This is a genomic window from Pseudomonas sp. JL27(2026) (assembly GCF_056933555.1).
In genome coordinates this window covers 4,723,360-4,748,927 of the sequence record NZ_CM167794.1, presented here as the reverse complement: position 1 = coordinate 4,748,927, position 25,568 = coordinate 4,723,360, and the positions used below count along the sequence as shown (strand labels likewise).

Genomic DNA, 25,568 nt, shown 5'->3' with positions numbered 1-25,568 from the left:
GTGTGGGCCGAAAAGAGGCGGCCTGCCGGTGGATCAAAACTGTGTGGGATAAAACGGGAGACGAGGCGCCACGATTCAGCCTGGCAGTCGTGCGCTGACAAGGCACAGGCTGCGGTGCTGGCGAAGCTGAATGAGGGTGTGAGAGGTTTTCATGCCTTCAACCCTAACCGCGGGGAGGGGAGGATGGCAAGGGGGCGAAAAACTTTGAGAGGAATACTCGAAAAGTATTTTTTTGCGAGATTTTATTGCTGTGTATGGCTGAGATTGTTGTGATGTTTGCGCGAGGGTTGGGCTAGGCGCAATTGAAGATTTCAGGCTTCGGGAAGTTTTTCGGTGTCTGTGAAATTGTCATCGCGAGCAGGTTCGCTCCCACGAATATAGGTGCGACCACACATTTGGTGAACGCCCCAGATCCACTGTGGGAGCGAGCTTGCTCGCGATGAGGCCAGTGGCCTCATCCAGGATTCAAGGTTGGAACGCCCCGATGAAAATCGCCGGGTCCACCCGCGCATCGTTCAGGCTGACGTTCCAGTGCATGTGCGGTCCGGTGGCGCGGCCGGTGGAGCCGACCTTGCCGACCACGCCGCCGCGAGCCAGTTGCTGCCCGACCTTCACGTCGATTTTCGACATGTGGCAGAACATGCTGATGAAGCCCTGGCCGTGGTCGACGAACACGGTATTGCCATTGAAAAAGTAGTTACCGATCAGGATCACCTTGCCGGCTGCCGGGGTTTTGATCGGCGTACCTGCGGGCACCGCGAAGTCCAGGCCGGCGTGGGGATTGCGCTCTTCGCCGTTGAAGAACCGGCGTACACCGAACTTGCTCGACAGCGGGCCATTGACGGGTTTGTCCAGCAACAGGTTGCTCGGGGTGTTCGGACTGAATGTGCGGTAGGCGCGGATCTGCTCGGCCAGCTCACCGTCGATGCGTTTGAGGTCGGCCGGGTTTGGGTTGACCTGACGCTGGTTCTTCAAGGTGATGTGCTGTTCGGGGTACTTCTTGTTGCCGACCATGAAGTTCAGGTTGCGGCCGCCGCTGTTCAATTGCTGACTGCCGGGTTTGATGGTCAGGGGCACGCCGACAATCGCCAGCCAGTCGTTCTGTTCCTTGACCACCAACACCGGTTTACCTTGATAGCTGGCCTTGGGCGCCTGGGCCGAAGCGCCCAGGTTCACCACCGCCACGCCCCCCGGCACCGGTTTGTTCAGCAGGCGGGTGATGTAGCTGTCGGCATGGGCGTTGAAGGTCAGGCAAAGCAACAGCAGGGAGCTAAGAAAACGCGGCATGGATCAATCCAGTAAAGAGAGGGTGACAGGCGTCAGATGGTTGTCTTCGACCCGCACCTGCAATTCGCCGTCGCCGAGTCTGGCTTTCAGGCGTTGGCCATTTTGGGTTTGTTGGGCGCTGCGGATCGCGTTGCCGCGTTCGTCCAGCAAAATGCTGTAGCCCCGGCCCAATGTCGCCAGCGGGCTGACCACGTGCAGGGTTTGCATCTGGCTTTGCAGTTGCAGGCGCCGGGCCTTCAGGCCTTCGCGCATCGCGCGGGGCAGGCGCTCGGCGAGGCTGTCGAGGCGCTGGCGGAGCATCGCCAGTTGGCGTCCCGGATGTTGCCCGGCAAGCCGGGTTTCCAGGCGAATCAAGCGCTCACGGCGTACTGCCAGGCTGCGTTCGAATGCCCGACGCATGCGCATGTCCAGGTCGTCGAGGCGTTGCGCTTGCTGACGCAGGCGTTCGCCGGGATGACGCAAGCGGCGTGACAGGCCCTCCAGGCGCAGACGATCGCGCATCAAGCGGTCGCGAATGCGCATGACCAGACGCCGATGCAGGCTTTCGACCCGGCGCACCAAGTCGCTTGCGTCCGGGGCCAGCAGTTCGGCGGCGGCGGAGGGCGTCGGGGCCCGGACATCGGCGACGAAGTCACTGATCGAGACATCGGTTTCATGACCGACGGCACTCACGATAGGCGTGACGCAGGCGTCCACGGCGCGGGCCACGGCTTCTTCGTTGAAGCACCAGAGGTCTTCCAGCGAACCGCCGCCACGGGCCAGGATCAGCGCGTCAAAACCGCGCGCATCGGCCAGCTTCAGGGCACGAACAATTTGCGCGGTGGCCTCGCGGCCCTGCACGGCGGTGGGGATCAGTGTCAGTTCCACTTGTGGGGCGCGGCGGCGGAAAACGCTGATGATGTCGCGAATCACCGCGCCGGTCGGCGAACTGATGATGCCGATGCGTCGCGGGTGAGCTGGCAGCGGTACTTTTCGCTCGGCGCTGAACAGGCCTTCGGCGCTGAGTTTTTCTTTCAGGGCATCGAAGGCCAGGCGCAGTGCGCCGTCACCGGCCGGCTCCACGGTATCGAGAATCAGTTGGTAATCGCCACGGCCTTCGAACAGCGAGACCTTGCCGCGCACCTTGACCGCCAGACCGTCTTTCAACGCCTGGCGGACCCGCGCCGCATTCTGGCGGAACAGGGCGCAACGCACCTGGGCGCCGCTGTCCTTGAGGGTGAAATAGACGTGGCCGGACGCCGGTCGGGCGAGGTTGGAGATTTCGCCTTCGACCCAGATGTTGCTGAACACGTCTTCAAGCAACACCCGCGCGCGGCCGTTGAGCTGGCTGACCGTGAGGACTTCGCGGTCCAGGCCGAGTCTTGCAAAGGGATCTTTAATCATGGGGCGCATGATAAAGGCATTCGTCCATCAATCTCCATGACTCAACACAAATCCCCGGTGGGAGCGGGCTTGCTCGCGAAGAGGTCGTGTCAGTCGCCATCATTGTTGAATGACCCACCGCCTTCGCGAGCAAGCCCGCTCCCACAGGGACCTGTAAAGGTATTGATGAATTGCTGGACCAGCGCCGAGGGATTTTGCGGGTAAGCGAGGGCTACGGTGCTGTGGCAATCAGTGCCCGCCAGGGGCAGGAAGTGGATGTCGGGCGGTGCGATGTCCTGCATCGATTCCGGCAGCAGGGCGATACCGAAGCCGGCCTGGATCAATTGCAGTTGTGTGGTTTTACGCGACACCACCCGGGCGGCCTTGGGAAAGAAGCCTTGGCGCATGCACAGCTCGGCGGACAGATAACTCAGCCCACCGCGTTGCGGATGGGGAATGGAGATAAACGCTTCATCCTTTAATTGCGCCAGATCGATGCCTTGAGTGGGCTTATCCACAGCCAGCCGATGCTTCGGGGGGACGGCCAGCAGTAATCGCTCGCTATACAGAGGAAGAATTTGCACCCCTTCGCGCTGGCGCAGCACTGGCAAGCGCAGCAGCCCGACATCCACACGCCCTTCGGCCAGGGCTTCAAGTTGTGCTTCGGACGAGCGTTTGGCGATGTCCATCGAGACGCCGGGGCAGTGATCGAGGTAGCCACTGATGGCGCTGAGCAACCGGCCGCTCATGGGAACGGTGCTGGAATGGCTCAAGCGCAAGGTGCCCAATTGGCCATTGCCCACTTGGGTCGCCATTTCGCTGGCCTTGGTCAATTCGTTCAGCAGGTTTCTGGCCCGAGGGTAAAAGGCTTCGCCGGCAGCTGTCAGTCGGGGCTGGCGCGCAGTGCGTTCGAACAGTGGTGTTTGCAGGCGGTTTTCCATGTCCTTGATCTGCCGGCTCAGGGCGGACTGCGCGATAAACAGTCGTTCGGCGGCAGCGCTGAAACTGCCGGTCTCTGCAATTTCGACGAAGTAGCGCAGTTGGCGGGTTGAGATCACAAGTCATGCCTTTTTGAGATGGATTAGCGGCTTTGATGATATTAGTCGCAAGGCTCGCGGCTGGCTAAAGTCATCTCACATGAACTCAGGAAGTTGACCGATGAGTGTTGTCGCACTGTTGCAGCAATGGCCGTTTGGCACTGTGGACTGGCTGGTGATCGGCGCAGGCATTGTCCTGGCCTACATCGTATTTGGCATTGCCGGTTTCGGCACGGCGCTGGTGGCGGGGCCGATCCTGATTCTGTTCATGCCGCTGTCGAAGATCGTGCCACTGCTGGTGTTGCTGGATTTTGTCGCGGCGTTCGGCAACCTGCTGCCCTCGCGGCGGGACGTGGCCAGGCCCGAGCTGCTGCGGCTGCTGCCGTGCATGGCGGTCGGTTGCACGTTGGGGGTGATCTTTTTGTTGAACCTCAAGTCCGACCTGTTGCTGTTGTTGATGGGGCTGTTTATCAGCGCTTATGCGATTTACAGCCTGGGGGTGAAAGCCCGGCCGGCTCAATTGGCAGCGGGTTGGGCGGTGCCGATGGGCACGGTGGGAGGCATGTTCGGGGCGTTGTTCGGCAGCGGAGGCTTTTTGTATGCGATCTACCTGAACAGTCGCTTGCCCAAAGACGCGGCGCGGGCAACCCAAAGTGCGCTGATCAGTTGCAGCACGGTGGTGCGCTTGAGCCTGTTCGTCATTGCGGGTGTCTACGGCGAGCTACCCTTATTGGTATTGGCGGCGTGTTTGTTGCCGGCCATGGCGCTGGGGCTGTGGATCGGTCGTCGCTTGACGATGCGGTTGTCCCGCGAGGCCTTTGTACGGCTGGTGACTTGGCTGGTGCTGGCCAGTGGCATTGCCCTGATCAGTCGTTATTTGAGTACTTGACCTGTGTGTGTCAGGGATTAAGCTGCCGGCCGCTCTATCGCCTTCGCGAGCAAGCCCGCTCCCACAGGTGATCTCTGGTGGTCCACAATTATGGGGCCACAGGTGATCAAGTGTGGGAGCGGGCTTGCTCGCGAAGGCGCCATCCGGTACGCCGCAGAACATCCATTTGACGCAGTAGGCTGCACCCATGAATTCGCAAAGCATTATTGTCCCGAAAATCTCTACTCTGCCGGTGCATGAGCCCCGGGCGCGGGCGGTTGTGCGGTGGCTGGTGCGCAAGAACATCATTGAAGAAGAGCTGACCACGTGCGGGCGTACCGGCAATCGCATGGCCCACGCCATCGCGCCCGGTGCGCGGGCGGTGGTGCTGCACCCCGATGCGCTGCCATTCGGTCAGCCGATCAACGGGCTGGAGATCATCACCAAACGCTGCATCTATACGCCGTCCAGGGGCTTTCTCGAAGAAGCTGGCTGCGCCGAGTGTCGCAAGGAAATCGGCGAAGCGCTGTTTGAAAGCCTGGAAGACTGGATGCCGGGGCGCACCGATAACTTCACTTGCCCCGAATGCGGGCATGAAGACGACATCAACGGTTTTCTGTTCTTGCAGGAATGCGGTTTTTCCAACCTGGGGTTTATTTTCAATAACTGGCTTGAGGCCGGGTTCAAGCAGAGCTTTATCGACGAGTTCGCCGAATGGCTGGACCTGCCAGTGAGCTGGGTCAAGGTAGAACTGTAGGAGCAAAGCTTGCTCGCGATGCGGGCAACTCGGTCGACCTGATGCTGGGCAGTGATGCCATCGCGAGCAAGCTTTGCTCCTACGGGATTGGGGCGTGAAATGCTCCGTCGATCACTGCGCTGATAATAGACAGACTTTTACCTTTCGCCTTCGGGGGTGTCTGAGTATAATGGCGCGCTTCCATTTTCCCGCTCGGGAGCCCCCGCGATGCTGCGTATCAGCCAAGAAGCTCTGACCTTCGACGACATTCTTTTAGTGCCTGGTTATTCCGAGGTACTTCCTAACGAAGTCAGTCTCAAAACCCGCCTTACCCGTGGCATCGAGCTGAATATTCCACTGGTTTCTGCCGCCATGGACACCGTCACTGAAGCCCGTCTGGCCATTGCCATGGCTCAGGAAGGCGGTATCGGTATCATCCACAAGAACATGACCATCGAGCAGCAATCTGCCGAAGTGCGCAAGGTCAAGCGGTACGAGGCCGGCGTGGTCAAGGACCCGATCACCATCGAGGCTGAAGCCACGGTGCGTGAACTGTTCGAACTGACTCGCCTGCACAACATCTCCGGTGTTCCGGTGCTGCACGATGGCGACCTGGTCGGCATCGTCACTTCCCGTGACGTGCGTTTCGAAAACCGTCTGGAAGCCACCGTTCGTGAAGTGATGACGCCTAAAGAGCGTCTGGTCACGGTCAAGGAAGGCGCCGACAAGAACGATGTTCGTGAGCTGTTGCACAAACACCGCATTGAACGCGTGCTGATCGTCGACGACAAATTTGCCCTCAAAGGCATGATGACTGTCAACGACATCGAAAAAGCCAAAGCCTACCCACTGGCCAGCAAGGACGACCAAGGTCGTCTGCGTGTCGGCGCTGCGGTCGGTACCGGTAAAGACACCGGCGATCGCGTTGCAGCCCTGGTGGCTGCCGGCGTTGACGTGGTGGTGGTCGACACCGCTCACGGTCACTCCAAAGGCGTGATCGACCGCGTTCGCTGGGTCAAGCAGAATTTCCCTGAAGTACAAGTGATCGGCGGCAACATTGCCACTGGCGCAGCCGCCAAGGCCCTGGCCGAAGCGGGCGCGGACGCGGTCAAGGTCGGTATCGGCCCTGGCTCGATCTGCACCACCCGTATCGTTGCCGGTGTCGGCGTGCCGCAAATCAGCGCCATCGCCAACGTAGCCGCTGCCCTTGAAGGCACGGGCGTACCGTTGATCGCCGACGGCGGCATTCGTTTCTCCGGTGACCTGTCCAAGGCCATCGTTGCGGGCGCATCCTGCGTGATGATGGGCTCGATGTTCGCCGGTACTGAAGAAGCACCGGGCGAGATCGAACTGTTCCAGGGCCGTTCGTACAAGGCTTACCGCGGCATGGGTTCGCTGGGCGCCATGTCCCAGGCGCAAGGCTCCTCCGACCGTTACTTCCAGGACTCTTCGGCAGGCGCCGAGAAGCTGGTTCCGGAAGGTATCGAAGGGCGTGTTCCGTACAAGGGCACCCTGAGCGCCATCATCCATCAACTGATGGGTGGCCTGCGTTCTTCCATGGGCTACACCGGTAGCGCCAACATCGAAGAAATGCGTACCAAGCCAGAGTTCGTGCGCATCACCGGCGCCGGCATGGCGGAATCTCATGTTCACGACGTGCAGATCACCAAAGAAGCGCCAAACTACCGCGTAGGTTGATGCTTCGAGCAAAACGTTAAGTAACCGGGGCTGTTTTCAGCCCCGAGTTGTTTCTGAATTACGACTGTTTACGAATTACTTAGACGAGACTGAATCATGGCCCTCGACATTCACGCTCACCGCATCCTGATCCTCGACTTCGGTTCCCAGTACACCCAACTGATCGCCCGCCGCGTGCGTGAAATCGGCGTGTATTGCGAACTGCACCCGTTCGACATGGATGAAGAAGCGATTCGCGAATTCGCTCCCAAAGGCGTCATCCTCGCCGGTGGCCCCGAGTCCGTCCACGAAGCCAACAGCCCGCGCTGCCCGCAAGCGGTGTTTGACCTGGGCGTACCGGTTTTCGGTATTTGCTACGGCATGCAGACCATGGCCGAGCAACTGGGCGGCAAGGTTGAAGGTTCCGAGCTGCGTGAGTTCGGTTATGCCCGCGTTGACGTGGTCGGCAAGAGCCGTCTGCTTGACGGCATCGAAGACCACATCGACGCCGATGGCCTGTTCGGCCTCGACGTGTGGATGAGCCACGGTGACAAGGTCACCAAGATGCCGGAAGACTTCCACGTCCTGGCCAGCACCCCGAGCTGCCCGATCGCGGGTATGTTCAGCGACGAGCGCCGTTACTACGGCGTGCAGTTCCACCCGGAAGTGACCCACACCAAGCAGGGCGGTCGCATCCTGTCGCGCTTCATCCTCGACATCTGCGAGTGCGAAGCCCTGTGGACGCCGTCGAAAATCGCTGAAGACGCCATCGCCAACATCCGCGCCCAGGTCGGCACCGACAACGTCCTGCTCGGCTTGTCCGGCGGTGTGGACTCCTCGGTGGTTGCCGCGCTGTTGCACAAAGCCATTGGCGACCAACTGACCTGCGTCTTCGTCGACAACGGCCTGCTGCGTCTGCACGAAGGCGAGCAAGTGATGGCCATGTTCGCCGAGAACATGGGCGTCAAGGTGATCCGCGCCAACGCTGAAGACCAGTTCCTGAACAACCTGGCCGGCGAGTCGGACCCTGAGAAAAAACGCAAAATCATCGGCCGCACGTTCATTGACGTGTTCGATGCCCAGTCCAACAAACTGGACAACATCAAGTACCTGGCTCAGGGCACCATCTACCCGGACGTGATCGAGTCGGCTGGCGCGAAAAGCGGCAAGGCTCATGTGATCAAGTCGCACCACAACGTGGGTGGCCTGCCGGAAGAAATGAACCTCAAGCTGGTTGAACCCCTGCGCGAGCTGTTCAAGGACGAAGTCCGTCGTCTGGGCCTGGAACTCGGCCTGCCGTACGACATGGTCTACCGTCACCCGTTCCCGGGCCCAGGCTTGGGCGTGCGGATCCTGGGTGAAGTGAAGAAGGAATACGCCGACCTGCTGCGTCGCGCCGACCACATCTTCATTGAAGAGCTGCGCAAGGCTGACTGGTACCACAAGGTCAGCCAGGCATTCGTGGTGTTCCAGCCAGTGAAATCGGTTGGCGTGGTTGGCGATGGCCGTCGTTACGCCTGGGTTGTGGCCCTGCGTGCGGTAGAAACCATCGACTTCATGACTGCGCGTTGGGCACACCTGCCTTACGAACTGCTGGAAACCGTCAGCGGCCGCATCATCAATGAAATCGAAGGCATCTCCCGCGTCACCTACGACGTGTCGAGCAAGCCGCCAGCGACCATTGAGTGGGAGTGATCCCGCGCAGGCCTTGATGGCTTGATCGCAGGACACTGAAAAGGCCGTGTGAACACTGTTCACACGGCCTTTTGCGTTTCAGACGCCGGGTATTCGGACGGGGGTCATGCCCATTCTGTGCAGCGCTGAACTCAAACCCTCTGGGGTTTGAAAACGTCGACCGCTGATTTGCCAGGAATCCCGTTCGACGTAGTACCCACCAGCATCTCGTTTTATGGGCGTTCGGACGAGTGTTCCACGGGTGAGGATGCCGTTGCTGGTGATGACTCTATTGGAGAGGGTTTTACTGCGGTGAACCATCAACGGTTCACCGGTGCTGGTGCTGAGGGTGTACATGCCAGGATCGCGCAGGCCATCCTCCAGCTTCTGTGCAACGATCACACTCTGCGGCGTCTTGATTTTCAGCAACAAGTCATTCCTGGCAAAACCGGCTGCTGTTCCCGGGCGCGTCACGTCAGATACCCCAGGGTCGATTTCGATACCGCCGAGTTCATCCGGGCTCACGCTTTCAATCCGCAACCCGATGCCCCCTTCAAGCTCACTGACTCCCGCCACGCCGGCATAGGTGTTGGCGTGGCTGTTGCCGACTAAAGCGACCCAGCGGTGTGCTCCTCTGGCTGTCTGGTCGGCGCTGATCACTTGGTGGGCGAAGTAATTCATCATTTTTTGCCGAAAATGACTATCTGCACCCTCAATGCCAGTACTACGGTAACTGGCAAGAGAGTCGATGGCCTGAACGCGTATGTGGTTGGTTTTCGCCGCCCTGACCACTTGTTCAAAGGTGAACTGTTCGCTGGGATCAGTCGAAAAACCTGCATCAAGGTCCTTGAGATAGCTTTCAAGATTCTCGGACATCACACCGGTTCTGTTGAACACGTCCAGATCAGCTTGATGGAAGTCCGTCAGCAGATGCTCCATGTACAAGGTCTTGACCTTGTTTTGGCGCAGCACGCTCATGTTTTCGACCAAGAACTGTTTACTGCCCACGCTGGCGTGACTCTCACCGATGACCAGGCTCTGTGACCGCTTGAAAATGGTTTTGATGATGTCCTTGAACTTTGCATTCGGGATGAAAGAGGGAATGGCCGGCCTGGCTGGCAGTTGCAGCTGCGCATAAAAGGCGACGGCGTCGTTGTGCAGTGTCCGGCGCAGCCTCTTGAAGGCTCCCAGACTATGGTCAGGATCAGTCTGGCTCACGAAGCCGTCCTTCAAATCCCATTTCATGCTTGTGCCGTTGGCCACGCGTTCGAGGTCTGGCTTCAACTCCGGCGAAACATCGTAGGCAGTTGCCGGGGCATCGAAGTCCGGTAGTGGCGGTTCAGCCCTGGTAAACAGGTCGGAAAACCTGCCGCCACCCGTAAGCCCTGCACGGTTTAGCGTCACCCATTCACCCGATTCGTTCAGGCGTACCGGTACATTGCGGTAAAAAGAGTAAGGATTGACCGGGTCGACGATGCTCCAGAGCTTCAATTCGTTGTTGTAATGCACCAGGAAAAAACTGTCGTCGATGGCAATGTAATTACCCCCCGTTTCAGGTTGGTAAATACCCTGGAACTTGCCTGCATTGCTGACCGGAGAATAGCCATCGAGAATCTCGTTGGTTTCAAAAGGGGCCAGAATCTCAGCGTCGGACGGCTCAGGAGCAAGGGCCTCGATGAGAGGAGGTGGCGCGGTGTCCGTTTCAACTTCTGTGTTCAGTTCTTCCTCGGTCGAGAGGGCCTCTTCAACGTCTAGCGCCTCTGCCAATTCGGTCGCGCCTCGCAGAAATGGCAAATTGAACAATACATCCACGCTGCCGAGGATGGCGGCGGTGACAGCCGCCTTGCGTTCCATCGGGGTCGTGCCGTTGATGGCCTGGTCGATGTGCAGCCCGACATTGGCGATGCCGGCGCCGATGACCACCAGCGCTGCCGGCCATGCGAGGGCGGCCATCGGTCCGAAGGTGTGGTTGAAGGCATTGAGATAGCCGATCCACAGTTTTTTCCTGATCTCGCCGTTGGAGTGCAGCAGGAAGTTGGCGTCGCTGAGCATGCGCTCATGGGTGGACTGGTTCAGATGGGTGAATGCATCACCATGAATTTTTTCGCCACGGTAATGGAGTAAATGATGGCCCGCGGCTTCATCGTCGCCGGCTAATACCTCATACGCATGGGTGAGGCCGACATCATCAATGGGCGTTTCCTCGAACGCGTGGACGATCAGGCCAATGCCGGTGAAATTGGCAAGCTTGTGCCCCAGTGAAGTGGGCCTTTCCTGAAGAATGTCGCGCTCTTGCTGTTTGAAGTGCATGAGCATGCGCTCGCGGCCTTCGGCATTCTTGACTTCATTGGCCAGCCATTTGTGCAATTGCTCGACGCTGGTGAAGCAGTGAAACCCTCTGGGTTCACCCGGAACGTAGAGAATGTTCAGGTCACTGTCGTCAGTGATGCTGAGGATGTCCGTCGACACGTACTGATCAATGCAAAATTTGCGGATCGATAAGCCGCTGCCTGTTGGCGCCTCGTCCAGCAGCATTTGCCGGGTAAGCGGCCTGCTCACATTACCGACGGCGGCACTGAGCACCGTGGTGAAGTGTTCGCGGCTCAGGTGTCCCTTCTCATAGTCTTCAATGGCTTTGGCGATAAAGGTGCACTTGGCCAGCGCGCGGAAGTTGGCACTGTGTTTTTCCCAGAACGTCGCGATGGCTGTCGTGTAGCGGTCGCTGAAGTTGATGTCCCAGAAGGCTTTCAGCGCATCCCTGGCATGCAGGCGGACTTCGTTGGTTTCATCGTAGTTTTCGCCATCCGCACCGACGCGATAGAAGCCGCTGTCAGCGTCCAGCAGGTCAGCGTTGTCCTGGTCGTGGACACTGAAACGCTGCATGACCAGTTGTGGGAAAGTCATCGACTCCCTGGGTTTTTCAAAGACGTGCTGCCAGCCGGTAAACGTCTTCGAGCTGCTTTGCGCGGCCCGAAAACGGTGCCAGTAGACCTTGTCGGGCTCGATGTCGGTGATCTGGTGCTGAACGAGTATGTCTTTGGCGACCTGGTACGCCATGGCGTACATATCGGGGCAATCGGCAGCCAGGTCAGGGATCAGGGCCTTGAGCGCCAACGCATCGGCGGCGTTGGGCAGGTGTATGTCTTGAGTATCGTCCATGATGCTCTCCTTGAGAGGTCGCTTGGGGGCGCTCACTATCTCAAGGGGCATCGGTTCTATCTGTAAGGCACTGTGTAGCGGGTGCTGGTCAGTTGCTGATAGAAGCAGCAGGACATGGCAAGTGTTTGAGTCAGGCTCAGCGCCGTGCAATGTCCGAAAAGTAGAACTTGTCCAGGGTATGCCGCGATTCGGTGTACTCGAACTGGCGGCCATCCTGCAGAAAGGTCTGGTTGCTGACCACGATCACATGGCTCTGACCGTCGAGGTCCAGGTGTTGCTGGTCGTCCTTGCTGCGTGGCACCGCTTCGATGGTGCGTTGTGCGTAGCTGATCTGCAATTGCAGGGTCTGCTCGATGAAGGCGTAGATCGAGTGTTCGGCGATCTCGCGATTCAGCCCCGGAATCAGCTCGGCGACAAAGTGGTTGATGTCCAGAATCACCCGTTTGCCGTCGATGCGCCGTACGCGTTTGATGCGCGTGATCAGGCAGCCTTCTTCGGCCTTGAGGTGTTCCAGCAGGGCGCCCTGAAGCGGGATCTGTTCGAACTCGACGACTTCGGTGCTGACGTCATTGCCCAGCCGAGGGTAGGTTTCCTGGAAGCTGACGATGCCGCCGAGCTGGAATTCGATCGGGTTGGGCGACAGCACGAAGGTGCCCTTGCCATGGACTTTCTGGGCAAAACCGCGTTCCTGAAGCAGTTCGATGGCCTTGCGTACGGTGCCGCGACTGGCCTGGTAGCTGTCCATTAATTCGGTTTCGGAAGGCAGGCGGGCGCCGCGTTCCAGACGTTCGGTGCTGATGCTGGCAAGCAGATCGCTGTAGATCTGGTTGTACTTACTCATGGGAATGGCCGGGTTGTGCTCAAGGCAGGAACCTTAGGGAACGCGTGCCGGTTTGTCTATTGCACAGACGGCGGGTTCGTCATGACTGTCAGGAATGCCGCCACTGGTCGGGTCGTGGATAAACAAAAGCAAACTCGTCTGTACGAGTTGTTGCTTTAACTCGTACAGACGAGTACTTTTCGCTTCGGCATGCTGCCAACAACAAAAAAACACAGTGGATGAAAAAGCATGAGCCACGATTACGCGACTATCGCCAGCGAGCTGCTTCATAGCCTCGGTGGTGTCGACAACCTTGAACAGGCCGCGCATTGCGTCACGCGTCTGCGCCTGGCCCTCAAAGACCCGCAGCGGGTCGACAGCGCGACGCTGAACCAGATCGATCTGGTCAAGGGCTCGTTCTTCACCGGTGGTTTGTTTCAGGTGGTCATTGGCCCTGGCGAAGTGGAGAAGGTCTACGCCGCACTCCGCCAGCAGACCGGCCTCGCGGCCTCGACCATCGCCGACGTCAAACAGAAGGGCGCCGACAAAGCCAATGCCATGCAGCGCCTGGTGCGGGTGTTCTCCGATGTGTTCATGCCGATTCTGCCAGCGCTGATCATCGCAGGCCTGCTGATGGGCGTGAACAACCTGATCGGCGCCAAGGGCATGTTCATCGCGGACAAAACCCTGCTTGAGGCTTACCCGACGCTGGACGGTGTCTGGAGCCTGATCAACCTGATGGCCAACACCTCGTTCGTGTTCCTTCCGGCGCTGGTGGGCTGGTCGGCGGCCAAGCGCTTTGGCGGCAGTGAAATCCTCGGCATCGTGCTGGGCCTGATGCTGGTTCACCCCGATCTGCTCAACGCCTGGAACTACGGCAAAGCGGTGGCCGGGCTGGACGGCCAGAGCCTGCCGTACTTCGATATTTTGGGCTGGTTCAAGATCGAGAAAGTCGGTTATCAGGGGCAGATTCTGCCGATCCTGCTGGCGGCCTATGTGATGAGCGTTATCGAAAAATGGCTGCGGGCGCGGGTGCCGAATGCCATTCAACTGCTGGTGGTGCCGATCACCACCATCGTTGTCACCGGCGTGCTGGCGCTGGCCGTGATCGGCCCGGTGACCCGGCACCTGGGGATTCTGATCACCGAAGGCGTGGTCACCCTGTTTGACCTGGCGCCGATGGTCGGCGGGGCGATTTTCGGCCTGCTCTATGCGCCGCTGGTGATCACCGGCATGCACCACATGTTTCTCGCCGTCGACCTGCAACTGATTTCCACCCAGGGCGGCACGTTCATCTGGCCGATGATCGTCATGTCCAACCTGGCGCAGGGCAGCGCGGCACTCGGGGTGTTCTACATGAGCCGCAATGCGCGGGATAAAAGCATGGCCTCGACCTCGGCGATTTCCGCTTATTTCGGCATCACTGAACCTGCGATGTTCGGCGTCAACCTGCGCTACAAGTTTCCGTTCTATGCCGCCCTGCTGGGGTCGGCGCTGGGCTGCATGTTCCTGTCGCTGAACAAGGTCCAGGCCTCGGCGATTGGCGTTGGCGGGTTGCCCGGTTTCATTTCGATCATCCCGCAGTTCATTCCGATGTTCATTGTCGGGATGATCATCGCCATGGTCGTGCCGTTCGTTTTGACCTGTGGCCTGAGCATGAAAATCGTTCGGCCGGGGTATCGCGTTGCCTGATGGATCGCTTTCGCGAGCAAGCCCGCTCCCACAGATTGACCGCATTCCAATGTGGGAGCGGGCTTGCTCGCGAAGAGGCCATAACGGGCGCTGCATCAACTTACTGAAGGAATCCGCCATGCAAGACTGGCAGCGTTCGGTGATCTACCAGATCTACCCGAAGAGTTTTCACAGCCATGCCGGCAATCCCACGGGCGATCTGCTCGGGGTGGTGGCCAAGCTTGATTACCTGCAATGGCTGGGGGTCGATTGCCTGTGGATCACCCCGTTCCTGCGCTCGCCGCAGCGCGACAACGGCTACGACATCAGCGACTACTACGCCATCGACCCAAGCTACGGGACCATGGCTGACTGCGAGTTGCTGATTGCCGAAGCGGCAAGGCGCGGGATCAAGCTGATGCTCGATATCGTGGTCAACCACACCTCCATCGAACACACCTGGTTCCAGCAGGCGCGCTTGAGCCTCGATAACCCTTACCGCGACTTCTACATCTGGCGCGATCAGCCGAACAACTGGGAGTCCAAGTTCGGCGGTTCGGCCTGGGAATACGAAGCGCAAACCGGCCAGTACTTCCTGCACCTGTTCGATCACACCCAGGCCGACCTGAACTGGGACAACCCGTTGGTGCGCGCCGAAGTCTTCAAACTGATGTGCTTCTGGCGTGACAAGGGCGTGGGCGGTTTCCGTCTGGACGTGATCAACCTGATCTCCAAACCGGCGGACTTCCCCGAGGACGACACCGACGGCCGACGTTTCTACACCGACGGCCCGAACGTGCACGAATACTTGCAGGAAATGCACCGCGAAGTTTTCGACGGTCACGACCTGATCAACGTCGGCGAGATGTCCTCCACCAGCCTTGAACACTGCATTCGTTACTCGCGGCCAGACTCGAAAGAGCTGTCGATGACCTTCAATTTCCATCACCTGAAGGTCGATTACCCGAACATGCAAAAGTGGGTGCGTGCCGATTTCGACTTCCTCGAACTCAAGCGCATCCTTTCCGACTGGCAAACCGGCATGCAGGCCGGTGGCGGCTGGAACGCGCTGTTCTGGTGTAACCACGACCAGCCACGGGTGGTGTCGCGGTTTGGCGATGACGGCGAGCACCGGGTGGTCTCGGCGAAGATGCTCGGCACCGCGCTGCACTTTCTGCAGGGCACGCCGTTCATCTACCAGGGTGAAGAGCTGGGCATGACCAATCCGGGTTTCGAGCGCATCGAGCAGTACCGCGATGTCGAGACCCTGAACATCTACCGCCTCAAGCGCGAAGCCGGAGAGTCCGAGGCGTCGAGCATGAGCGCGATCATGCAGAAGTCCCGCGACAACAGTCGCACCCCGATGCACTGGAACGCGCAACCGAATGCAGGTTTCAGCAGCACCGAGCCGTGGATCGGCGTGCCGGCCAACGCCACGCTGATTAACGTCGAAAATCAGCTCGACGACACGACTTCGGTGCTGCACCACTATCGCCAGTTGATTGCCTTGCGCCGCAGCGAACCGTTGATTCAGGACGGCGTGTACCGCCAATTGCTGGCCGACCACTCTCACGTTTGGGCCTACCTGCGCGAGGGCGAGGGCGAACGGCTGCTGGTGGTGAACAACTTCTACGGCGCGCCGTGCGAAGTTCGTTTGCCTGACGGGGTCATCAGCGATCAAGTGGTGCAACGGCTGGTTATCAGTAACTACGCCGACCATGAGCGCCGGTCCGCGCAGTTGTTCTTGCGGCCTTATGAGTCGTTCGTGTTGCACCTGACTGAATAAAAATACCAATTCACACAACTCGCAGAACCCTGCGCGGGGGCGCTTTGCGCGCAGGTTTTGCCCAGCAAACAATAAAAATAATGGGGTGGTTCTTGAAGACATTACTCAATCGCAGCCTGGCGGTGTCCTGTGTATGCCTGGTGTTGCCGTTTTCGGCCCAGGCGCTGGAGTTTGCCGGTTACCTGCGCAGCGGCGTCGGGACTTCGGTCAACAGCAGCTCGCAATCGTGCTTCCAGTTGCCCGGCGCACAGTCCAAATACCGTTTGGGCAACGAGTGCGAGCAGTACGCAGAGCTGGAGTTGCGCCAGGATCTGTTCACCCTCGACGACGGTTCGGTGCTCAGCGTCGACGGCATGGCATCGCTGTACAACCAGTACGACCGCAACCTGACCTTTCAGGGCGACAACGGCTCGGTGCGCATGCCGCAGATGTACGCCCAGTGGTCGAACATGCCGAGCCTCAATGGCGGCTCGCTGTGGGCCGGCCGGCGTTACTACAAGCGTAACGACATCCATATTTCCGACTTCTACTACTGGAACCAGAGCGCCACGGGCGGCGGTATCGAGGACGTGAAGATTGGCGACCTGAAATACAGCTACGCCTTTTCGCGCAAGGACAACCTCTACCAGAAGGACTACGTCACCCGGCACGACTTCAACGTCGCGGGGTTTAAGACCAACCCGGACGGTGAGCTGGAATTGGGCCTGAGTTACCTCGACAAACCGGACCGGCGCAACGCCCATGCAGGCTGGGCGATCACCACCCAGCACGTGCAGAAGAACTTCCTCGGCGGCAAGAACAAACTGGCCCTGCAATACGGCGAAGGCCCGGGCACCGGCCTGGGTTACACCGGTAACGTGGGCCTGGACGACAGCAACAAAAGCTATCGTCTGGTGGAGTTCTTTGACTGGCAGGTGACGCCGCGTTTCGGCGGGCAGGTCGAGGCGGTCTATCAAAAGGATATTCGCCCGGACGGCAACGACCAGAATTGGATTTCCTTAGGCATTCGCCCGGCGTACGCGATCACCGAGCAGTTCAAGCTGGTCACCGAGCTGGGCCACGATCAGGTCGAGGCGCCGGGCGGTACGCGCAAACTGAGCAAATTCACCTTCGCCCCGACCTGGTCACCCAAGGGCCCGGACTTTTGGGCACGCCCCGAGGTGCGTCTGTATTACACCTATGCGAGCTGGAACGAGGCGGCCAAACGGGCGGCCAACGAACTGGCGGCAGGCTCGGCGTTATCCGACACAGGTGCCTTCGGTACGGCGCGCCATGGTGCGAACGTCGGATTGCAGGTCGAGTACTGGTGGAAATAAGCGATGCTGTCGGGGCTCGCGCCCCTTCGGCACTTCAAAGAACAAAACCGCAGGTGACGTCATGACCACAACCCAACCACTGCAACTGCTGGCGCCGCTGTCCGGGCTGCTGATGCCGCTCGACCAGGTGCCGGACCCGGTGTTCGCCAGCCGTGTGATCGGCGATGGCCTGTGCATCGATCCGACCTCGCAGACCCTCTGCGCGCCGTTGGCCGGGGTGGTCAGCAACCTTCAGCGCACCGGGCACGCCATCAGCATCACTGACGACAACGGCGTGCAGGTGTTGCTGCACATCGGCCTGGACACGGTGAACCTGGCGGGCAAGGGGTTCAGTGCGCTGGTCGGGGAAGGTCAACGCGTGGAGGCCGGGCAGCCGCTGATCGAGTTCGATGCCGATTACGTGGCCGTGCATGCACGCAGCCTGCTGACCTTGATGCTGCTGGTCAGCGGCGAGCCGTTCAGCCTGTTGATGCCGGACAGCGGTCTGGTGGCGAGCGGGCAGCCCTTGCTGGCGGTCAATGTTTCAGATGAGCGCTCAGCCGTTGCGGCGCAGGAGGAGGGTGAGGCGTTGTTCTCCAGACCGGTGAACCTGCCCAACCCCAATGGCCTGCACGCGCGCCCGGCGGCGATTTTTGCGCAAGCGGCGAAGGGCTTTGCCGCGAGTATTTACCTGCACAAACAAACGGCCAGCGCCAATGCCAAGTCACTGGTGGCGATCATGGCGTTGCAAACGGTGCAGGGCGATGCGGTGCAGGTCAGCGCCGTGGGCGAGGATGCCGAACGGGCGATCAACACCCTGGCCGAGCTGCTGGCGGCGGGGTGTGGTGAAGCGCTGATGGCGCCGGTGAAGAGCGAGCCGATTGCGGCGATTGCAGCGTCTTTGAGCAACCTGCTGCGCGGTGTCTGTGCCTCGCCAGGTTCGGCGTTTGGCCGGGTGGTTCAGGTGGCGCAGCAGCGGTTCGAGGTGGAGGAGTCCGGTTCGGATCAAGCGGTTGAGCGCACACGTTTGACGCAGGCCTTGAAGCTGGCGGATCAGGCGTTGCAGGCCTTGCGTGACAACGCCGTCGGCGAGGCGCAGGCGGGGATCTTCCAGGCCCATCAAGAGTTGCTGCAAGACCCGAGTCTGTTGGAGCAGGCCCTGGCCTCGATAGCCGAGGGCAAGAGCGCGGCATTCGCCTGGCGGGGCGCCACCGAAGCGACGTCGGCGTTGTTCAACAGCCTGGGCAGCACGTTGCTGGCCGAGCGGGCGCTTGACCTTGCCGATGTCGGCCAGCGAGTGCTCAAACTGATTCTCGGGGTGCAGGACAGCGCCTGGGACCTGCCGGAGCAGGCGATCCTGATCGCCGAACAACTCACTCCGTCGCAGACCGCAGGCCTGGATACCCGAAAAGTCGTGGGTTTTGCCACGGTGGGCGGCGGCGCGACCAGTCATGTGGCGATCCTCGCCCGGGCCTTCGGTTTGCCAGCGGTGTGTGGCTTGCCCCTTGAGGTACTGACGCTGAGCAACGGCACACAGGTGCTGCTCGATGCCGACAAAGGTGAGCTGCACCTGAACCCGGCGGCGTCGGCCATCGACGCGCTACATACCCGACATCAACAGCAACGCCAGCGTCACCAGCGTGAACTGCAAGACGCGGCACTGGCGGCCACCACCCGCGACGGCCATCACGTCGAGGTCACGGCCAACGTCGCCTCGCTGGCGGAAGTCGAACAGGCCCTGAGCCTGGGCGGCGAAGGTGTTGGCTTGCTACGTTCGGAGTTCCTGTACCTGGAACGCCACAGCGCTCCGACGCATGACGAACAAGCGCAGACCTACAGCGCCATCGCCCGAGCCCTCGGCCCGCAACGCAATCTGGTGGTGCGCACCCTGGACGTGGGCGGCGACAAGCCCTTGGCTTACGTGCCGATGGACAGCGAGACCAATCCGTTTCTGGGCATGCGCGGGATTCGCCTGTGCCTGGAGCGCCCGCAGTTGTTGCGCGAGCAGTTCCGGGCGATTTTGAGCAGCGTCGCGCTGGCGCGCCTGCACATCATGTTGCCGATGGTCAGTCAGTTGTCGGAGCTGCGTCTGGCGCGGCAGATGCTGGAAGAAGAGGCGCTGGCCCTCGGGCTCACGGAACTGCCGAAACTGGGCATCATGATTGAAGTCCCGGCCGCTGCGCTGATGGCCGACCTGTTTGCCCCCGAGGTGGACTTCTTCTCCATCGGCACCAACGACCTGACCCAATACACCCTGGCCATGGACCGCGATCACCCGCGACTGGCCAGCCAGGCTGACAGTTTTCACCCCTCGGTGCTGCGTCTGATCGCCAGCACCGTGAAAGCCGCGCATGCCCATGACAAGTGGGTCGGGGTGTGTGGCGCGCTGGCCTCGGAAACCCTGGCGGTGCCGCTGTTGTTGGGGCTAGGGGTGGATGAACTGTCGGTCAGCGTGCCGTTGATTCCGGCGATCAAAGCCGTGGTTCGCGAGGTTGACCTGATTGATTGCCAGGCCATCGCCCAACAGGTGCTGGGCCTGGAAAGCGCCGATCAGGTGCGCGAGGCGCTGCGCCTGTATCACGCGGCCACTGTCGATACTTCATTGGTTCTGGAGAACTGAGCATGTTCGAAAAAATGCAGCGGGCGTTCTGGAAGGCCCTGACCCCGGACCTGGTGGTGGATGAGCCGAAGGTGGTTGCTCATCCTGTCTCGGACTTGGCAGTGAATATCGTGGCCGCTCTGGGCGGGGCGAATAACCTCAAGTCGCAACAGCGGGTTGCCCTGACGCGGGTGCGGGTGGAGTTGAAGGATGCCGCGCTGCTGGACGCGACGGCCTTGCGTGCAGCGGGTGTGCCGGGGGTGATGGCGTTGGCGGGTGGGGTGGTGCATTTGATCGTGGGATTGCCGGTGGCTTGAGCTGGGCGTTTGCCTCAAGAACCGCCCCTCACCCTAACCCTCTCCCCAGGGGGAGAGGGGACTGACCGTGGGTTTCTGAAGGTTTACTGCGACCTGCGAATTCGAGTCGAACTCAGGCTCAAGAACGAAAGATATCTGCTCCCTTCCCCCTCTCCCTCCTGGGGAGAGGGTTGGGGTGAGGGGTGGTTTTTGAAGCCAACCCAAAAGCAAGGCCCGCCATCCACCGAGTTGCCCTTACTGTTTCTCAACCGCAGGTGTATCGTATTCGCCTTTTGCGGGCGAAGGTCCGCCGCTGATACGTGAGGTAGTTGAGTCCATGTCCTTTACCCGTCGACAAATACTCGGTGGTTTGACCGGTCTTGTAGTGGTTGGCGTGGGGGCCGGCGGCGCATCGCGTTACTGGCTGGGGAAAATGGCCGACGAACAGGCCGGGCACGATTACGAACTGATCGCCGCACCGCTGGACGTCGAACTGGTGCCGGGCCACAAAACCGAGGCCTGGGCCTTTGGTCCGTCGGCACCGGGCACCGAACTGCGCGTGCGTCAGGGCGAGTGGCTGCGGGTGCGCTTCATCAATCACCTGCCGGTGGCGACCACCATTCACTGGCACGGCATCCGCCTGCCGCTGGAGATGGACGGCGTGCCTTACGTCTCCCAGCTCCCGGTGCTGCCGGGCGAATACTTCGACTACAAATTCCGCGTGCCGGACGCCGGCAGCTACTGGTATCACCCCCATGTGAACAGCAGCGAAGAGCTCGGTCGCGGGCTGGTCGGGCCGCTGATTGTCGAGGAGCACGAGCCCACCGGCTTCAAGTACGAGAAGACCCTCAGCCTCAAGAGCTGGCATGTCGATGAAGAGGGCGCCTTCGTTGCGTTCAGCGTTCCTCGCGAAGCTGCTCGCGGCGGTACGGCCGGGCGCTTGTCGACCATTAACGGGGTGTCGCAAGCGGTGGTCGAGTTGCCGGCTGGGCAGATCACCCGGGTGCGCTTGCTGAACCTCGATAACACCCTGACCTATCGCATCAACATTCCGGGCGTTGAGGCGCAGATCTACGCACTGGACGGTAACCCGATCGAGCCGCGCCCGATGGGCAAGGAATACTGGCTGGGCCCCGGCATGCGCATCTGTTTGGCGATCAAGGCACCGGCGGCGGGCGAAGAGTTGTCCCTGCGCAACGGTCCGGTGCGCCTGGGCACGTTCCGCTCGGTGGCCAATACCGACGCGCCGACCGAGTGGCCACCGGCCCTGCCGGCCAACCCGATCTCCGAGCCGGACATGGCCAACGCCGAGAAACTCAACTTCAATTTCGAGTGGGTTGGTTCGGTGTCGGTGAACGTCGACAACGGCAAGCCGCCGAGCCTCTGGCAGATCAACGGCCGGGCCTGGGACATCACCGACAAGACCTGCGCCGACCGGCCGATTGCGACGCTCAAGAAAGGCAAGACCTACATTTTCGAATTGAAGAACATGACCCAGTATCAACACCCGATCCACTTGCACGGCATGAGCTTCAAAGTCATCGCCTCGAACCGCAAGAAGATCACCCCGTACTTCACCGACACCTACCTGCTGGGCAAGAACGAGCGCGCCCAAGTGGCGTTGGTGGCGGATAACCCGGGGGTGTGGATGTTCCACTGCCATGTGATCGACCACATGGAAACCGGCCTGATGGCCGCCATCGAGGTGGCGTGATGCGTCAGATTCGCCCCGCGCAGATCATCGACCGCAGCCGCGATCAGCACTTCATGCGCGAAGCCCTGGCCCTGGCCGCACAAGGTGCGGCCCTCGGTGAAGTGCCGGTGGGCGCGGTGCTGGTGCAGGACGGGGAAATCATCGGGCGCGGCTTCAATTGCCCGATCAGCGGCAGCGACCCCAGCGCCCACGCCGAAATGGTCGCGATCCGCGCCGCCGCGCAGGCGGCCAGCAACTATCGCCTGCCGGGCAGCACGCTCTACGTCACGCTGGAACCGTGCAGCATGTGCGCCGGGTTGATCGTGCATTCACGGATTGCGCGGGTGGTTTACGGCGCGCTGGAACCCAAGGCCGGAATCGTGCAGAGCCAGGGACAGTTCTTCACCCAGGGCTTTCTCAACCATCGGGTGCTGGTCGAAGGCGGGGTGTTGGCCGAAGAGTGCGGCACGGTGCTGAGCGAGTTTTTCAAGGCCCGACGCGCCAAACCAACAGAATAAACACAGAACCAATGTGGGAGCGGGCTTGCTCGCGAATACGGATTAACATTCAACAGAGATGTTGACTGATCTACCGCTTTCGCGAGCAAGCCCGCTCCCACATTTTGATCTCCATTGGTGCGGAGATCGGTGTTTTATTTGCGGGCAACGATGACGGCGCGCATCGGTGCCGGCAGGCCTTCGATGGTTTTGCTGTGATCGTGCGGGTCGAGGAAGTCGCTCAGGGACTGATACTTCATCCACTCCGTGCCGCGCTGTTCCTGCACCGTGGTCATGCTGACGTCCACGCAGCGCACATCGCTGAACCCGGCGCGGCGCAGCCAGAGCATCAGCGCTGGTACCGACGGCAGGAACCACACGTTACGCATCTGCGCGTAGCGGTCTTCGGGCATCAGCACTTGTTGCTCGTCGCCTTCGATCACCAGCGTCTCCAGCACCAGCTCACCGCCCTTGACCAGGCAATCCTTTAACGCCAGCAAATGTTCGATCGGCGAGCGGCGATGGTAGAACACGCCCATGGAGAATACGGTGTCGAAGCCTTCCAGGTTCGGCGGCAGGTCTTCGAAGGGAAACGGCAGGTGCCACGCGGACGGCTCGGACAGGTAACGCTGCACGGCCTGGAACTGGCAGAAGAACAGCCAGTTCGGGTCGACGCCGATCACGCTGTCGGCACCGGCACCGAGCATGCGCCACATGTAGTAGCCGTTGCCGCAGCCGACATCAAGGATGCGTTTGCCCACAAGGTCCAGGTGTGGGGCGACGCGCGACCACTTCCAGTCCGAGCGCCACTCCGTGTCGACGTGCACGCCAAACAGGTCGAATGGCCCTTTGCGCCATGGCGACAACCCCATCAACGCGGTGCGCATTTGTGCACGGGTCTCATCGTCGCAGTCAGTGTCCAGGGTCAAGCCGTTCAGCAAGTCGACTTCGCTTGGCTGGATCTTCGGCAACGCGTCCAGCGCACTCTGCCAGCGTTCCAGGTCGCCATGGCCCTTTTCCATCTTTGCATCGAGTTGCGCTTGCAGGGTGTTGGCCCAGGCGGCCAGCGGTGTACCGGCCAGGCGGCGGGCGAGGGGAGACAGATCAATCATGGCAAGGCAATCAACGAGGCAAAGTTAAGACACTGGAACCACGGCACGACTTTCGAGAACCCGGCCGCCAGCAGGCGTTCGCGGTGTTCTTGGAGGCTGTCGGGCTTCATGACGTTTTCGATGGCGCTGCGCTTCTGGGCAATTTCCAGTTCGCTGTAGCCGTTGGCGCGTTTGAAGGCAATGTGCAGGTCGGTGAGCAGGGCGTGCTCCTCACTGTCTTCAAACCGCAGTTTTTCCGAGAGGATCAGCGCGCCGCCCGGCAACAGCGACTGGCGGATACGGCCCAGCAGTGCCAGGCGCTGGTCCGGGGCGATGAATTGCAGGGTGAAGTTCAACGCCACCACCGAGGCCGGTTTGAAATCCAGCGCAAGGATGTCGCCTTCGATCACTTCAACCGGCAGCAACTCCTGGAACATCGAGTCCTGGGCGTTGAGGTATTCGCGGCAGCGCTCGACCATCGCCGCCGAGTTATCCACCGCGATCACCCGGCAACCGTCGGTGCGCACGTGACGGCGCAGCGCCTGGGTCACCGCGCCAAGGGACGAACCGAGGTCATAGAGCACGCTGCCCGGCTGGGCGAATTGCGCCGCGAGCACGCCGAGGTTTTCGACAATGGTCGGGTAACCCGGCACCGAGCGCTTGATCATGTCCGGGAACACCCGCACCACGTCCTCGTTAAAGGCGAAGTCAGGCACCTGGGCCAGGGGTTGGGCGAAAAGGCGATCGGGTTCTTTGCTCACGACGGTTCCAGCGGTGGAGGTGGAAAAGGCCGGCATTTTAGCCAAGTTGGCGAGGGGATGCGCGGGTTGTCTGATAAACCGCCGACGTTCCACCGGTTGCATGGCAGATCAGTGGTTGTGGCGAGGGAGCTTGCTCGCGCTCGGCTGCGTAGCAGTCGTCTCCCGGTGAACGTGCGGGGCTGGGGTTGAGCGCGAGCAAGCTCCCTCGCCACAGGATTCAGCGCGGTTTCTGGTGGAACGCCGACGCTGTGATCCCCCATTGCCCCAGCCAGTAACTGAGGATGATCAGGTACGGTGCGGCGGCGAACGGCTCCACAAAACGGCTGATACCGATCACGCTGTCAGAAAACACAAACGCCAGCGCACCCGCCGCCGCGAGCCAGGCCGAGCGCTTGGGCACGTCGGTGCCGAGCCGCGCCAGCGCTCGCCAGAGCATGGCGCTGATGGTCAGGCCATAAACGATCACCGGTATCAGCAAGGGGCCCAGGCCTTTGGAGGTCAGCACCCACAGCAACACGGCACCGGCCGCCAGCGCGATCAGCAGTGGCAACAGCGCCCACCGACGGCAATCGCTCACATAGGCCTTCACGTACAGCAGGTGGGCCACCAGAAACGCCCCGAGGCCAAACACGAACAAGTCCATGGGCATCGCCAGCAACACATCGCCCACCAGTGAAAACATCAGGCCCAGGCTGATCCAGCGGCGATACTCGGTAGGCGGTGCATCGTGCAGCCAGCCGAGCAACGCCAGCACCGGCAGCGGCTTGACCAGCAAACAGAGCAAGTCGGCGTGAACGCTCGTCCCGTAAAGAAAGGTCACCGCGCCCATCAGCGCCAGAATCAGCCAGCCCATGATCAGTTCACCGTAATTGCACAGTCGAAGGTTTGCGCAGGTTCCACTTCCGGTTCCCACGGCTGTTGAGAGGTCAGGCGCAAACGCCCGGTGCCGGCGGAGAAGGCTTGAAAGCGCCAGGTCGATTGCCCGCCGCTGCCCACCAGCCCGGTGTTTTGCGGGTTGGTGTAAACCTCAGGGCTGATTGCGCGCAGCACGCCGCCCGCTGAATCCTGGATCGCCCAGCGATAACCCGTGGTCGGGTTGCTTGGCAGGGTCAGGATCAGGTGTTGACCGCTGGTGAGCGTGACCGGGCATTCGTCCTGCGCCTCCACCGTGACGTTCTGTTTCGGCGAGCTGGCGCAGGCGGCCAGCAGGGCGAGGCTCAGGGGTAACAGCAGGCGGATGGGGGACATAGGGTCAAGCG

20 protein-coding genes are annotated in these 25,568 nt (G+C 60.7%); 11 read left to right on the top strand and 9 right to left on the bottom strand.

The genetic code is table 11. From position 1 onward, the window contains the following. Positions 1-465 precede the first annotated feature (465 nt). The 3 genes from AC1Z1G_RS21485 to AC1Z1G_RS21475 form a co-directional block, all read right to left on the bottom strand. Complete coding sequence (locus tag AC1Z1G_RS21485; protein ID WP_483622375.1) at positions 466-1,287, bottom strand: peptidoglycan DD-metalloendopeptidase family protein; 822 nt, start codon at positions 1,285-1,287, stop codon at positions 466-468. Positions 1,288-1,290: 3 nt separating this feature from the next. Further along, entirely contained in the window at positions 1,291-2,670 is a 1,380-nt protein-coding gene (gene xseA / locus AC1Z1G_RS21480; protein WP_483627948.1) for an exodeoxyribonuclease VII large subunit, read from the bottom strand. An 89-nt stretch (positions 2,671-2,759) separates the two neighbouring features. Next, positions 2,760-3,707 carry a LysR family transcriptional regulator gene (locus tag AC1Z1G_RS21475; protein ID WP_483622374.1) on the bottom strand — a complete coding sequence of 316 codons (948 nt, stop codon included), beginning with the start codon at positions 3,705-3,707 and terminating at the stop codon, positions 2,760-2,762. Between the two features lie 100 nt (positions 3,708-3,807). Here AC1Z1G_RS21475 and AC1Z1G_RS21470 point away from each other — a divergent pair, with 100 nt between their 5' ends. The 4 genes from AC1Z1G_RS21470 (at position 3,808) to guaA (ending at position 8,662) form a co-directional block, all read left to right on the top strand. Further along, entirely contained in the window at positions 3,808-4,575 is a 768-nt protein-coding gene (locus AC1Z1G_RS21470) for a sulfite exporter TauE/SafE family protein (RefSeq protein ID WP_483622373.1), read from the top strand. Between the two features lie 187 nt (positions 4,576-4,762). Further along, complete coding sequence (locus tag AC1Z1G_RS21465; protein ID WP_483622372.1) at positions 4,763-5,311, top strand: sugar ABC transporter ATPase; 549 nt, start codon at positions 4,763-4,765, stop codon at positions 5,309-5,311. A gap of 207 nt (positions 5,312-5,518) precedes the next feature. Beyond that, positions 5,519-6,988 carry an IMP dehydrogenase gene (guaB, locus tag AC1Z1G_RS21460; protein ID WP_483622371.1) on the top strand — a complete coding sequence of 490 codons (1,470 nt, stop codon included), beginning with the start codon at positions 5,519-5,521 and terminating at the stop codon, positions 6,986-6,988. 96 nt (positions 6,989-7,084) lie between these two features. After that, complete coding sequence (guaA, locus tag AC1Z1G_RS21455; RefSeq protein ID WP_483622370.1) at positions 7,085-8,662, top strand: glutamine-hydrolyzing GMP synthase; 1,578 nt, start codon at positions 7,085-7,087, stop codon at positions 8,660-8,662. Positions 8,663-8,740: 78 nt separating this feature from the next. Here the strand turns inward: guaA and AC1Z1G_RS21450 are convergent, their stop codons facing one another. Then, complete coding sequence (locus AC1Z1G_RS21450) at positions 8,741-11,800, bottom strand: membrane-targeted effector domain-containing toxin (protein ID WP_483622369.1); 3,060 nt, start codon at positions 11,798-11,800, stop codon at positions 8,741-8,743. A gap of 136 nt (positions 11,801-11,936) precedes the next feature. Further along, positions 11,937-12,641, bottom strand: a complete 705-nt coding sequence (treR, locus tag AC1Z1G_RS21445) for a trehalose operon repressor (RefSeq protein WP_483622368.1) — start codon at positions 12,639-12,641, stop codon at positions 11,937-11,939. Positions 12,642-12,869: 228 nt separating this feature from the next. Here treR and treP point away from each other — a divergent pair, with 228 nt between their 5' ends. The 7 genes from treP to tadA all read left to right on the top strand — a co-directional run bounded on the left by treP (position 12,870) and on the right by tadA (position 22,478). Then, a complete protein-coding gene (gene treP, locus AC1Z1G_RS21440; RefSeq protein ID WP_483622367.1) occupies positions 12,870-14,312 on the top strand; it encodes a PTS system trehalose-specific EIIBC component in 1,443 nt (480 codons plus the stop codon). 118 nt (positions 14,313-14,430) lie between these two features. Then, complete coding sequence (treC, locus tag AC1Z1G_RS21435; RefSeq protein WP_483622366.1) at positions 14,431-16,077, top strand: alpha,alpha-phosphotrehalase; 1,647 nt, start codon at positions 14,431-14,433, stop codon at positions 16,075-16,077. Between the two features lie 92 nt (positions 16,078-16,169). Next, positions 16,170-17,393 carry a carbohydrate porin gene (locus AC1Z1G_RS21430; RefSeq protein WP_483622365.1) on the top strand — a complete coding sequence of 408 codons (1,224 nt, stop codon included), beginning with the start codon at positions 16,170-16,172 and terminating at the stop codon, positions 17,391-17,393. A 61-nt stretch (positions 17,394-17,454) separates the two neighbouring features. Further along, a complete protein-coding gene (gene ptsP, locus AC1Z1G_RS21425) occupies positions 17,455-19,992 on the top strand; it encodes a phosphoenolpyruvate--protein phosphotransferase (protein ID WP_483622364.1) in 2,538 nt (845 codons plus the stop codon). A gap of 2 nt (positions 19,993-19,994) precedes the next feature. Continuing rightward, positions 19,995-20,288, top strand: coding sequence for a PTS sugar transporter subunit IIB (locus AC1Z1G_RS21420; protein ID WP_483622363.1), 294 nt, complete (start codon positions 19,995-19,997; stop codon positions 20,286-20,288). Between the two features lie 316 nt (positions 20,289-20,604). Beyond that, positions 20,605-21,981: a multicopper oxidase family protein gene (locus tag AC1Z1G_RS21415; protein WP_483622362.1), complete on the top strand. Its 1,377-nt coding sequence runs from the start codon at positions 20,605-20,607 to the stop codon at positions 21,979-21,981. Further along, positions 21,981-22,478, top strand: coding sequence for a tRNA adenosine(34) deaminase TadA (tadA, locus tag AC1Z1G_RS21410; protein WP_483622361.1), 498 nt, complete (start codon positions 21,981-21,983; stop codon positions 22,476-22,478). The genes AC1Z1G_RS21415 and tadA overlap by 1 nt, the downstream gene beginning before the upstream one ends. Before the next feature lie 134 nt (positions 22,479-22,612). Here the strand turns inward: tadA and cmoB are convergent, their stop codons facing one another. The 4 genes from cmoB to AC1Z1G_RS21390 form a co-directional block, all read right to left on the bottom strand. Beyond that, a complete protein-coding gene (cmoB, locus tag AC1Z1G_RS21405) occupies positions 22,613-23,569 on the bottom strand; it encodes a tRNA 5-methoxyuridine(34)/uridine 5-oxyacetic acid(34) synthase CmoB (protein WP_483622360.1) in 957 nt (318 codons plus the stop codon). Next, positions 23,566-24,309, bottom strand: coding sequence for a carboxy-S-adenosyl-L-methionine synthase CmoA (cmoA, locus tag AC1Z1G_RS21400; RefSeq protein ID WP_483622359.1), 744 nt, complete (start codon positions 24,307-24,309; stop codon positions 23,566-23,568). Before cmoA ends, cmoB begins: the two co-directional genes overlap by 4 nt. 217 nt (positions 24,310-24,526) lie before the next feature. Then, positions 24,527-25,162, bottom strand: coding sequence for a lysoplasmalogenase (locus AC1Z1G_RS21395; protein WP_483622358.1), 636 nt, complete (start codon positions 25,160-25,162; stop codon positions 24,527-24,529). A 2-nt stretch (positions 25,163-25,164) separates the two neighbouring features. Then, a complete protein-coding gene (locus AC1Z1G_RS21390) occupies positions 25,165-25,557 on the bottom strand; it encodes a protease inhibitor I42 family protein (protein WP_483622357.1) in 393 nt (130 codons plus the stop codon). Between the last annotated feature and the right edge of the window lie 11 nt (positions 25,558-25,568).